We start from the raw sequence: 10,634 nt of genomic DNA on the forward strand, positions 1-10,634 counted from the left end.
TCATGATGTGTTCTCCGACGATAATCTGTCGGGCGCCCGACGCGTCCGATGGAGGCCATAAAGCGCCACCTCGCCTGAACGTTCCCAGAGCCTGCGGTTATGTTCCGTTCATGTGGCGCGGCGTGAACGGAAACGGCGCCGTGACCGTTGTCTCGTCGGGTCAAGCTCGTGGCCCGAGTGGGGGCGAGAAGCGTGACGCTGCAACAGGGACTGTCCTTCGCTCTGATCGGCGCGACGGTGCTGTGCTTCATCTGGGGTCGCTGGCGCTACGACCTGATCGCGCTGGGCGCCTTGGCCGTGGGGGTGGTGTTCGGCCTGATTCCGATCAAGTCGGCCTTCGACGGATTTTCAAACGACATCGTCATCATCATCGCCAGCGCCCTGGTGCTGAGCGCGGCGATCTCGCGGTCGGGCCTTGTCGACACCCTGATGGCGCCGTTGCTGCCGCACCTGAAGGACGAACGCACCCAGGTGCCCGTGTTGTCGACGGTCACCACGCTGTTGTCGATGGTCACCAAGAACGTCGGCGCCCTGGCGCTGATGCTGCCCTCGGCCCTGCGGATCGCCAGAAACACCGGCGTCCCGCCGAGCCGGCTGCTGATGCCGATGTCCTTCGGCTCGCTGGTCGGCGGGCTGGCCGTGCTGGTCGGCACCTCGCCCAACATCATCGTCTCGGAAGTGCGGCAGGAAGCGCTGGGCAAACCCTTCGCCATGTTCGACTTCATGCCGGTGGGCGGGACGCTGGCCGTGCTGGCGATCCTCTACCTGTCGTTCGCCTATCGCCTGCTGCCCAAGGGGCGGGAGGCCGCTATCGATATCGACGCCGCCCTGGCGGCCAACGCCTATGTCACCGAGGTTGAGATCCCCGACGGCTGGAGTTTCGAACAGTCGCGGGTCGCCGATCTGCGGAAGGCGGCGGGCGAGGCGGTGGCCGTCGTCGCCCTGCTGCGCGCCCGCAAGCGGATCGCCTCGCCGCATCCTAATCGCAAGCTGCTGCCCGGCGACGTGCTTCTGCTGGAGGGCCAGCACCAGGAACTGAACGAGCTGATCGTCAAGGCCAAGCTCAAGCTGACCGACGCCGACCGCCCTGTCGTGATGGAGGAGCCGACCGACGAGGTGCGGGTGGTCGAGGCGGTGATCGGCGCGGAGTCCGACCTGATCGGCCAGACGGCCAAGACCTTGGCCCTGAACCATACCTACGGCGTCAACCTGCTGGGCGTCAGTCGCGCGGGCTATCGCATGGCCGGCCGCCTGGCCGCCGTGCGGATGAGGGCCGGCGACATCCTGGTGCTGCAGGGCGCCGAACAGAAGCTGCCGACCGCCCTGCAGACGCTGGGCTGYCTGCCGCTGGCCGAACGGGAGGTGCGGCTGGGCGGCATGCGCCACGCCCTGCTGCCGACCGCCATTCTGGCCGTGGCCATGCTGCTGGTGGCGTTCGGCGTGCTGCCGGTGGCCGGCGGCTTCTTCGCGGCCGCCGTCGTCGTGGTCGCCAGCGGAGCCCTGCGGATGCGCGAGGCCTACGCGGCGCTGGACGCGCCTGTCCTGGTGCTGGTGGCGGCCCTGATCCCCGTCAGCGACACGGTCCAGGCCAGCGGCGGCACCGACCTGATCGCCGGCTGGCTGTCGGGCGCCTTCCATGGCATGCCGCCGCTGCTGACCCTGACGGCGATGATGGCGGTGGCGATGGCGGCCACGCCGTTCCTGAACAACGCCGCCACGGTGTTGATCGTGGCCCCGATCGGCCTGGGCCTGGCCAAGCACCTGGGGCTGAGCCCCGACCCGTTCCTGATGGCGGTGGCGGTCGGGGCGGGCTGCGACTTCCTCACGCCTGTCGGTCACCAGTGCAACACCCTGGTGCTGGGGCCTGGGGGGTACAGATTCGGCGACTATGCCCGGTTGGGCGCGCCGCTCACCGTCTTGATCCTGGTCGTGGCCCCCAGCCTGATCGCCTTGGTCTGGCCCTTCGCGGGCCGCTGACGGACAAGACGGATCAGTAGACGTCTTCCGGATTGAGGGCCGGCTCGGAGGCGATCTGGCCGTCTGCGTCGGTGAACACCTGGGCGGCGGCCGTCTCGGCCGCGCCGCGTCGTTCCTCGCCGATATAGTCGTGGTCGATCTTGCGACGGCGGCAGGGGCCGAAATAGGCGCCGGCCCGGACGAAGTCGCGCGGGTTGTTGATCACCTCATTGACCCGGTGCAGCACGCCGCGGGCGGTGAGGGGTTTGGCCAGGAACTCGGTGACGCCGGCCATGCGGGCTTCGTCGAGGCTGGCGCGGGTGGCGTGGCCCGTGACCATGATGATCGGCGTGTAGGGGTTGCTGCTGGCCGGCGAGGTGCGAACCCAGCGGATGAAGGCCAGGCCGTCGACCGGCTGCATCATCAGGTCGGTGAAGATGATGTCGACTTCGCGCTCGGTGACGATCTTCAGCGCCTCGACGCCGTCGCTCGCCACGAATATCTTGCGGATGCCCAGCGACTTCAGGACCGTGGCGATGATCTCGCGCATCGGCTCATTGTCGTCGATGATGAGCACCGTCAACGGACGCAGATCGGGCGCGCTCAAAACTCATCCCCCCGGAAGTCGCGGAGCCACGATACGCCGCCGCAGCCTTACTTCCAGAGATTGTACGAACCGTAGTTTCGAAACCGTTGACGCGATGACAAATTGTCGCGGAAATTCAGCCGCTTATGTTTAACAAAGCGTACGGCGAAGTTTCCAGTCGGGGCAGCGGCCTAGCGGCGGTCCTGCGGACGGTTGCCGGGGGTGTCGTCATCCTGAGGCAGCATGCCGCCGCGACCGACGTTGCCCAGCAGCTGTTCGAGGATCGTCATCTCGCGGCCGCGGGTCGGGGTCTCATGGCCGTTGTAGGCGATGACCTTGCCGTCCTTCAGGGTGAAGGTGTCGACCGAGGCGACCTTTTCGTCGGCCGGGTTGAACTTGATCGCCACCACGTCGCGCTTGATCACTCGCGGCTTGTAGAAGGCCACGCGGTCGGTCGTCTGCGAGATGTAGTACCAGGCGTTCGCGTCGAAGGTGGAGGTGGCCGAGGGCGAGCCCAGCTTTTCCGTGACGGTCGACTTGCTGTCCTCGCCGATCTTCATGTCTGACGGCTTGGCTTCGATGGCCTGAAAGCCCGAATAGCTCGTCAGCGGCGTACAGCCCCCGGCGACGACGGCGAGGCCGATGACGGCGGCGGCAAGAACGGCAGGACGAAACATTGAGGCTCCGGAACCTAGGCAGGCTGACTTTGACCTATCGCCCGCGCGGGCTTAGTTCAATGGTCCGCGTGGACCGAACGGCTAACTAGTTCCGTGTCGCGGCGAAATCGAGGCGAAGTGATGTTTCTGGACCGGCTGCTCAAACCCAGGCCCGCCAAGGCGGCGGGGGGCAAACTGTACGCCTCGGCGGTGGCTCAGGCCCGCTCGCCCGCGTTTTACGTCCAGATGGGCGTTCACGACTCGATGGAGGGCCGGTTCGAGCTGTTCACCCTGCACGTGGCCCTGCTGCTGGAGCGGCTGAAGGCCCAGGGCGAGTCGGCGGCCGAGGTCTCGCAGGAGACGTTCAACGCCTATACGCGCGGCCTGGACGACGCCTTCCGCGAGATCGGCGTGTCCGACACCGCCGTCGGCAAGAAGATGAAAAAGCTGGTGGGCGCAGCCTACGGGCGCCTCAAGGCGTTCGACGAGGCGGCGACCGCCTTGCCAGACCGCTCGGTGCTGAGCGCCGCCCTGGCCCGCACGGCCTTCGAGGAACGCGGCGAGGGCGACGTGGCCGGCCTGACGGACTATGTGGTCGCCGCCCGCGACCGACTGGCGGCGCAACCGCTCGAGACCCTGCTGCAAGGAGAGGCCCAATGGCCGAAGGCGTGATCGATCCCTGGCCCTACAGCGTCACGCTGGGGCGCATGGGGCGCGGCCAGGAACTGCGCTTCGAGCTGGATGAAGCGGCGCGCAAGGATCTGGCCAAGACCTTGAACCTGGTTTCGCTCGACTCCCTGGACGCCGAGGTCTTCCTGCGGCCCTGGATGGACGGGGCCGAGGTCTCGGGCCTGATCCGGGCGCGCGTCACCCAGGTGTGCAGCGTCTCGGCCGACGAGTTCGAGGAGCCGGTCGAATCACGCTTCTCGGTGCGCGTGCTGCCGGCCACCAGCGAAAACACCTCTCCGGACGAGAACGGCGACCTGGCGCTCGATCCGGAAGGCGACGATCCGCCCGACGTGCTCGAGGGCGAGACCATCGACGTCTCGGGCTATGTGATCGAACACCTGGCCCTGGAGCTGGACCCGTTTCCCCGCAAGCCGGGCGCGGTGTTTCAACCCCCGGCTGAACCGGTGGATCTTTCACCCTTCGCCGCGTTGAAAAAGCTGAAGAGCGACCCCGACACCGGGGCGGAAGGGGGCTGAAAATGGCCGATTCCTTCCGCTTGCGTGATATTCTCGCGGCTGTATCGTCCCGCCGCCTTGCCATCACCCTCGAACGGGCGGTGCGCCGCTACAGGAGCCGATAGCGCCTCGTGCCTAACCCCGTAGTCATTTCGATCGACGCCATGGGCGGGGATCACGGCCCGGCCGTGATCGTTCCCGCCGTGGCGCTCGCCGCCAAGACCCTTCCCGACGTCCGTTTCCTGCTGCATGGCGACGAAGCCCAGCTGAACGCTCAACTGGCCAAGTCTCCGGCCGCCCGCGCCGTCAGCGAGGTGCGCCACACCGACAAGGCGATCTCCATGGAGGAGAAGCCCGCCCAGGCCATGCGCCGGGGCAAGGGCACAAGCCTGTGGAACGCGGTCGAGGCCATCCGCAACAACGAAGCCGCGGCCTGCGTCTCGGCCGGCAACACCGGCGCCTTGATGGCGATCTCCAAGCTGATCCTGCGCATGGGGGCCAATCTGGAGCGCCCGGCGATCGTGGCCAGCTGGCCGACGATGCAGGGCGTCTCGGCGGTGCTGGACGTCGGCGCCAATGTCGAGAGCGACGCCAAGCAACTGATCGAGTTCGCGATCATGGGCGCGGCCTTCCACCACGCGGTGCACGGCTCCCAGCGGCCCACCGTGGGCCTGCTGAATGTCGGGTCCGAGGACCAGAAGGGCCATGAGGAGGTGCGCGAGGCGCACGCCATCCTCAAGGAAACCAAGCTGGACTTCGACTATCGCGGCTTCGTCGAAGGCACCGACATCGCCAAGGGCACGGTCGACGTGGTCGTCACCGACGGCTTCACCGGCAATGTCGCCCTGAAGACCGCCGAGGGCCTGGCCCGGTTCTTCGCGGCCGAGATCAAGTCCACCCTGACCTCGGGCCCCCTGGCCATGCTGGGGGCGGTGATCGCCTCGGGCGCGCTGAAGAAGATGCGCCGGCGTCTGGATCCCGGCCGGGTCAACGGCGGCCCGCTGCTGGGTCTCAACGGCATCGTGGTCAAGAGCCACGGCGGGGCGGACGTGATCGGCTACGCCTCGGCGATCCGCGTGGCGGTCGACCTGGCGCGCAGCGACTTCTCGGCCGAGATCGACCGCAATCTGAAACGCCTGACCGAAACCGGCCTCAAAACCGGCGCAGAAGGCGAAGCGACTGGAGGCGTGTCGGGCGCCGAAGGTCAGGGAGCTTCCGAGTGAGCGTAATTCGTAGCGCCGTCACCGGCGTCGGGGCCTATCTGCCGGACAACGTGGTCACCAACGATCAGTTGGCCGAAACCGTCGACACCAGCGACGCCTGGATCGTCGAGCGCACGGGCATCCGCCAGCGCCACATGGTGGCCGACGACCAGCCGGTCTCGGACCTGGCCTTCCGCGCCGCTCAGCAGGCGCTGGAGCGGGCCGGCAAGACCGCTGCCGACGTCGATCTGATCATCGTCGCCACCACCACCCCGGACATGACCTTCCCGGCCACCGCCACCATCGTTCAGCGCAAGCTGGGCGCGCCGGTCGGCATCGCCTTCGACATCCAGGCCGTCTGCTCGGGCTTCGTCTACGCGCTCAGCGTCGCTGACGGCTTCGTGGCGCGTGGTCACGCCAAATGCGCCCTGGTGATCGGGGCCGAGGCGATGWCCCGGCTGATGGACTGGACCGACCGCGGCACCTGCGTGCTGTTCGGTGACGGGGCCGGCGCGGTGGTGCTGGAGCCGCGCGAGGGGCAGGGGACCACGGCCGACCAGGGCATGCTGGGCTTCGCCCTGCGCGCCGACGGCACGAAGCAGGAGCTGCTCTATGTCGACGGCGGTCCGTCGACCACGGGCACGGTCGGCAAGCTGCGCATGCTGGGCAACCAGGTGTTCAAGCACGCTGTGATCAACATCTCCGAGGCGATCCACGCGGCGGCCAAGGTGGCRGACGTGACGATCCCCGAGGTCGACTGGTTCATCCCGCACCAGGCCAACCAGCGGATCCTGGCCGGCGTCGCCCATCGGGTGGGCATCGACGAGGACAAGGTGATCTCCACCGTCGCCCTGCACGCCAACACCTCGGCCGCCTCGATCCCCCTGGCCTTCGCCCAGGGAATCGCCGACGGCCGCATCAAGCCGGGCCAGCTTTTGCTGCTCGAGGCGATGGGCGGCGGACTGACCTGGGGCGCCTGCGTTCTGCGACTTTAAGGCCAAGCTTGGCGGTTTTCGGCCGCTAGCTTGCGCTATCGTCTCAAGTCTTGGCGCTCAGCCTTTGACTCCATGCGATAATCGCGGCATGCAGGCTTGAGTTGATGAGAGCGCGTTGCAGAAACACGGGGCTCCACCCTGTCGGACGCGAGCGCTCTGGGGTTTGTCAATCCAGCGTAAGGGGGCGTCATGAAAGGCGCGACACTGACCCGGGCCGATCTCTGTGAGGCGGTCCACGAAGAAGTCGGTCTGACTCGCCAGGATTGTGCGGGCCTGGTCGAACGCACTCTGGATCTGGTCGCCGAGGCGCTGGAGCAGGGCGAAACGGTCAAGCTTTCCGGTTTTGGCGTTTTCCAGGTGCGCGACAAGCGGGCCCGCATGGGCCGCAATCCCAAGACGGGCGAGCCCGCCGAGATCGAGCCCCGCCGGGTGATCGGTTTCCGGGCCTCGCAAGTCATGAAGGCGCGAATTGACCGCGCCCTCGGCGGCTAAGAAGGAATCGCTGCGGTGGCGAAGGGGCCCAACGCCTTCCGCACGATTTCCGAAGCCGCCGACGAGCTGGGCGTGCCGCAGCATGTCCTGCGCTTCTGGGAAACCAAGTTCTCGTTCATTCGCCCGATGAAGCGGGCCGGCGGGCGGCGGTTCTACCGCCCGCAGGACATCGCCGTGCTGAGCGGCGTGCGCGCCCTGCTGCACGCCGAGGGCTACACCATCAAGGGCGTGCAGAAGCTGCACCGCGAGCAGGGGCTGACCCATGTGATCGCCGCGGGCCTGGGCGACAACGGCTCGGCCTCGCTGGACGTCCTGACCGCCGCCGCCGCCATCGATTCGCCGCCGCGAGGCGAACTGGCCGACGAGGCGAGGGGCCGGCTGGTGTCGGCGCTGGACGACCTGCAGGCCGTCAAAGCCCGGCTGGACGGGCTTTTGCGGGGGCTCTGAAGCCCGCTTCAAATCCCTGGGAATTCACCGAGAAATCCCATTGCTCCCGGCAAGGCTCGCACCTATAAGGGCGCTCCTTCCGGATCGGAGCGTGGCGCAGCCTGGTAGCGCACTTGACTGGGGGTCAAGGGGTCGCAGGTTCGAATCCTGTCGCTCCGACCATTCCTCCCCGTGGGGAATTGGAGACCGGAAGAATGGAAAGGCCGCCCTTCGGGGCGGCCTTTTTCGTTTGTGGGCGCCGTGCGTCCTTCGAGGCTCGCCTATGGCTCGCACCTCAGGATGAGGAACGTGTGTTGCTTCTGAATTCCTCATCCTGAGGCGCCCGCGCAGCGGGCCTCGAAGGACGCAGGGTCTCAGAGCCTCTTGTCCGCCTTGCCCATCCAAGACATCAGCGGCATCAGCGGCACACCCCAGCCCATGCCGGCGATCACGAAATAGATCAGGTGCACGGCGCGATTGTTGGGCAGGTAGTCGTAGAGGCTGGTGAAGGCCCAGATCCAGGCGGCCAGGAACACCAGGATGCCAATCCCGCCTAAAAGCTTACGCAGGCGGGCGGGAATGAGAGGAGCGCTCAAGCGGGTCTCCGGAAGACACTCGAAACTAGGCCGAGAACGGCCAGGAAGAAGATCGCGCCCACGCTGGAGACCAGCAGGCTGCCGAGGAAGCCGTCGAACTGAAGCTCCAGCCGCTGGGCGATGAAGGTTCCGATGAACGAACCCACGACCCCGATCAAGAGCTTGGTGAACAGCGCATGCCGGCGGGCCAGCACCAGGTCGGCGACATAGCCGGCCAGGATGCCGATCACCACGGCAACGAAAACGCCAACCCCGCTCATGATGTTCTCCGACCCCCAGGCGCATATGGGCCCGAACGCACCATCGCACGTGAGGCCTTACGCGTCATGAGGCCATGGACGAAGGCGCGCGTCAGGCGTACGGCAAGGCTTCGCCGTATTTCGGCCCTCAACTGACGTTCTTTCCGGCTGTCATGACGTCCTTTTTGCGTTCCGATCGTTCGAGGCCCGTGGCCATCTGGCTGTTCGTCGTGGCCGTCCTGGTGTTTGGCATGGTGGTGGTCGGAGGCGCGACGCGCCTGACCGACTCGGGTCTCTCCATCACCCAGTGGAAGCCGATCATGGGCGCGCTGCCGCCGATGTCGGAGGCCGCCTGGCAGGCCAATTTCGCGCTCTACAAGCAGATCCCGCAGTACAAGCTGGTCAATGCCGGCATGACGCTGGAGGCCTACAAGGGCATCTTCTGGTGGGAGTGGGCGCATCGCCTGCTGGGCCGGCTGGTGGGCGCCGCGTTCGCCCTGCCGTTCGCGTTCTTCCTGATCCGCCGAATGATCCCGCGCCGCCTGATCTGGCGCTGCGCCGTGCTGCTGGGCCTGGGCGGCCTGCAGGGGCTGGTGGGCTGGTGGATGGTGTCCAGCGGCCTGTCCGAGCGGGTCTCGGTGGCCCCCGAGCGGCTGATGATCCACCTGGGCCTGGCCCTGATCCTGTTCGTCTTTCTGATCTGGACCGCCCTGGACGCCTGGTCCGGCTCGCCGCGCATCGAGGAGCGGACAGACTGGCGCGGCTGGGCCCTGGGCTTTCTCGGTGCGGTGTTCTTCCAGAGCCTGCTGGGCGCCCTGGTGGCCGGCAACGACGCGGGGCTGGTCTATAACGATTGGCCGCTGATGAACGGCGCGCTGATCCCGGCCGAATACGCCGGCCACGGCTTCTGGGGCACGATCGCCCACAGCGCCGGCGCGGTGCAACTGCATCATCGGCTGATGGCCTATGCCCTGTTCGTCGCCGCCATCGTCATCGGTGTCGCCGCGACCCGTTCGCGCCGACTGCCGGAGGATGGCAAACTTCTGGCCTTCGTGTTGGTCGGGGTGGTGTTCGTGCAGGCGGGCCTGGGGATCTGGACCCTGATGGCCGTGGTGCCGCTGGCCCTGGGCGTGCTGCACCAGGCCGGCGCGGCGATCCTGCTGGCCACGGCCACGGCCTTCGCCTGGCGGGTGCGACGACCTTAGGCGCGTTGCGTCCTTCGAGGCTCGCCTGAGGCTCCCGCGCGGCGGGCCTCGAATGACGCACGGCTTTCCAGGCCAAGGCTCAAAGAACTGTCACGAAACGCCAGCACAGGACGTCCGACGTCCTTGCTGGAGCCTCCTGTGACCCGCGCCTCCCTGTTCCTCGCCGCCGCCCTCGTCGCCCTGTCCTCGACCGCCGTGGCCGCGCCGAAACCCAAGCCCGCCGCCAAGCCCGTGGCGGCCGCCGTGACCAACGCCGCGCCGAACGACGCCTACTACCAGGCCGGTCAGGCCGCCCTGGCCAAAGCCCTGACGGTCAATCCCCGGACCGGCAAGGCCAAGAACGTCATCCTGTTCCTGGGCGACGGCATGGGCATTTCCACCGTGGTCGCCAGCCGCATCTACGAAGGCCAGCAGCGCGGTGTCGACGGCGAGAGCAATGCGCTGGCGTTCGAGAAGCTGCCCTGGACGGCCCTGTCCAAGACCTACAGCCACGACACCCAGGTGACCGACAGCGCCGCGGGCATCACCGCCATCACCACCGGCGTGAAGACCCGCAACAAGGTCATCGGCCTGACCGGCGTCGCCAAGCCGGAGAGCTGCGCCAGCGAGGTCGGCCAGCGGGTCGAGACGATCGCCGAACTGGCCAAGGCCCACGGCCTGTCGGCGGGGGCGGTGACCACCACCCGCATCACCCACGCCACCCCGGCCGGGACCTACGCCCACACCGCCTATCGCGACTGGGAAGGCGACGGCGACATGCCGACCGACGCCCTGGCCGCCGGCTGCAAGGACATCGCCCGCCAACTGGTCGAGGCTCCGGCCGGCCTGCGCCTGGACGTGGCGCTTGGGGGAGGGCGCTCGCGCTTCCTGCCCGAGGCCAAGGACGGCAAGCGCGCCGACGGCCGCGACCTGACCGCCGAGTGGCTGAAAACTCCGAGCGCCGCCTACGTGACCACCGACGCCGAGCTGGCGGCGCTGGACCCGGCCAAGACCGGCCCGGTGCTGGGCCTGTTCGCCAATGAGCACCTGCCCTACGAGGTCGAGCGGCCGATCCTGGGCGAGGGCGTGCCGACCCTGGCGGCCATGGCGACCAAGGC

At 67.7% G+C, this 10,634-nt stretch carries 13 protein-coding genes, 1 tRNA gene and 1 pseudogene; 11 read left to right on the forward strand and 4 right to left on the reverse strand.

Annotated elements, in window-relative coordinates; translation table 11 throughout:
* Window positions 1-192 precede the first annotated feature (192 nt).
* Window positions 193-1,977: an SLC13 family permease gene (locus tag AC1DZ6_RS10055; protein WP_477097046.1), complete on the forward strand. Its 1,785-nt coding sequence runs from the start codon at window positions 193-195 to the stop codon at window positions 1,975-1,977.
* Between the two features lie 13 nt (window positions 1,978-1,990).
* Here the strand turns inward: AC1DZ6_RS10055 and AC1DZ6_RS10060 are convergent, their stop codons facing one another.
* Complete coding sequence (locus tag AC1DZ6_RS10060) at window positions 1,991-2,563, reverse strand: response regulator (RefSeq protein WP_477097047.1); 573 nt, start codon at window positions 2,561-2,563, stop codon at window positions 1,991-1,993.
* Window positions 2,564-2,733: 170 nt separating this feature from the next.
* Window positions 2,734-3,219 carry an outer membrane protein assembly factor BamE gene (locus tag AC1DZ6_RS10065; protein WP_477097048.1) on the reverse strand — a complete coding sequence of 162 codons (486 nt, stop codon included), beginning with the start codon at window positions 3,217-3,219 and terminating at the stop codon, window positions 2,734-2,736.
* Window positions 3,220-3,339: 120 nt separating this feature from the next.
* Between AC1DZ6_RS10065 and AC1DZ6_RS10070 the strand changes: the two genes are divergently transcribed.
* The 8 genes and pseudogenes from AC1DZ6_RS10070 to AC1DZ6_RS10105 all read left to right on the forward strand — a co-directional run.
* On the forward strand, window positions 3,340-3,870 hold the full coding sequence (locus tag AC1DZ6_RS10070; RefSeq protein WP_477097049.1) for a ubiquinol-cytochrome C chaperone family protein: 531 nt from the start codon (window positions 3,340-3,342) through the stop codon (window positions 3,868-3,870).
* Window positions 3,855-4,403 carry a YceD family protein gene (locus tag AC1DZ6_RS10075; protein WP_477097050.1) on the forward strand — a complete coding sequence of 183 codons (549 nt, stop codon included), beginning with the start codon at window positions 3,855-3,857 and terminating at the stop codon, window positions 4,401-4,403. Before AC1DZ6_RS10070 ends, AC1DZ6_RS10075 begins: the two co-directional genes overlap by 16 nt.
* 110 nt (window positions 4,404-4,513) lie before the next feature.
* Window positions 4,514-5,605 (forward strand): phosphate acyltransferase PlsX, encoded by a 1,092-nt coding sequence (plsX, locus tag AC1DZ6_RS10080; RefSeq protein WP_477097051.1) that lies wholly within the window; start codon window positions 4,514-4,516, stop codon window positions 5,603-5,605.
* On the forward strand, window positions 5,602-6,579 hold the full coding sequence (locus AC1DZ6_RS10085; protein WP_477097052.1) for a beta-ketoacyl-ACP synthase III: 978 nt from the start codon (window positions 5,602-5,604) through the stop codon (window positions 6,577-6,579). Before plsX ends, AC1DZ6_RS10085 begins: the two co-directional genes overlap by 4 nt.
* 189 nt (window positions 6,580-6,768) lie before the next feature.
* Complete coding sequence (locus tag AC1DZ6_RS10090) at window positions 6,769-7,071, forward strand: integration host factor subunit alpha (protein ID WP_029915189.1); 303 nt, start codon at window positions 6,769-6,771, stop codon at window positions 7,069-7,071.
* Between the two features lie 15 nt (window positions 7,072-7,086).
* Window positions 7,087-7,518, forward strand: a complete 432-nt coding sequence (locus tag AC1DZ6_RS10095) for a MerR family transcriptional regulator (RefSeq protein WP_477097053.1) — start codon at window positions 7,087-7,089, stop codon at window positions 7,516-7,518.
* A gap of 85 nt (window positions 7,519-7,603) precedes the next feature.
* Window positions 7,604-7,680: transfer RNA gene (locus AC1DZ6_RS10100), tRNA-Pro, on the forward strand.
* Window positions 7,681-7,754: 74 nt separating this feature from the next.
* A pseudogene (locus AC1DZ6_RS10105) lies at window positions 7,755-7,869 on the forward strand (hypothetical protein); the annotation flags it as partial.
* Window positions 7,870-7,871: 2 nt separating this feature from the next.
* Here the strand turns inward: AC1DZ6_RS10105 and AC1DZ6_RS10110 are convergent.
* Complete coding sequence (locus AC1DZ6_RS10110) at window positions 7,872-8,093, reverse strand: DUF2842 domain-containing protein (protein ID WP_477097054.1); 222 nt, start codon at window positions 8,091-8,093, stop codon at window positions 7,872-7,874.
* Complete coding sequence (locus AC1DZ6_RS10115; protein WP_477097055.1) at window positions 8,090-8,353, reverse strand: GlsB/YeaQ/YmgE family stress response membrane protein; 264 nt, start codon at window positions 8,351-8,353, stop codon at window positions 8,090-8,092. Before AC1DZ6_RS10115 ends, AC1DZ6_RS10110 begins: the two co-directional genes overlap by 4 nt.
* A gap of 152 nt (window positions 8,354-8,505) precedes the next feature.
* Here AC1DZ6_RS10115 and AC1DZ6_RS10120 point away from each other — a divergent pair, with 152 nt between their 5' ends.
* Window positions 8,506-9,537: a COX15/CtaA family protein gene (locus AC1DZ6_RS10120; protein WP_477097056.1), complete on the forward strand. Its 1,032-nt coding sequence runs from the start codon at window positions 8,506-8,508 to the stop codon at window positions 9,535-9,537.
* 138 nt (window positions 9,538-9,675) lie between these two features.
* The coding region (locus tag AC1DZ6_RS10125; protein WP_477097057.1) for an alkaline phosphatase at window positions 9,676-10,634 on the forward strand (959 nt) is incomplete at its 3' end.

The organism is Caulobacter sp. P1_B12_2 (genome assembly GCF_056406675.1).

What these genes read in the sequence shown, in the direction of transcription:
- AC1DZ6_RS10065 (WP_477097048.1), bottom strand. Translation starts at nt 3,219, where the DNA reads ATGTTTCGTCCTGCCGTTCTTGCCGCCGCCGTCATCGGCCTCGCCGTC.
- AC1DZ6_RS10070 (WP_477097049.1), top strand. Translation starts at nt 3,340, where the DNA reads ATGTTTCTGGACCGGCTGCTCAAACCCAGGCCCGCCAAGGCGGCGGGG.
- AC1DZ6_RS10075 (WP_477097050.1), top strand. Translation starts at nt 3,855, where the DNA reads ATGGCCGAAGGCGTGATCGATCCCTGGCCCTACAGCGTCACGCTGGGG.
- AC1DZ6_RS10090 (WP_029915189.1), top strand. Translation starts at nt 6,769, where the DNA reads ATGAAAGGCGCGACACTGACCCGGGCCGATCTCTGTGAGGCGGTCCAC.
- AC1DZ6_RS10115 (WP_477097055.1), bottom strand. Translation starts at nt 8,353, where the DNA reads ATGAGCGGGGTTGGCGTTTTCGTTGCCGTGGTGATCGGCATCCTGGCC.
- AC1DZ6_RS10120 (WP_477097056.1), top strand. Translation starts at nt 8,506, where the DNA reads ATGACGTCCTTTTTGCGTTCCGATCGTTCGAGGCCCGTGGCCATCTGG.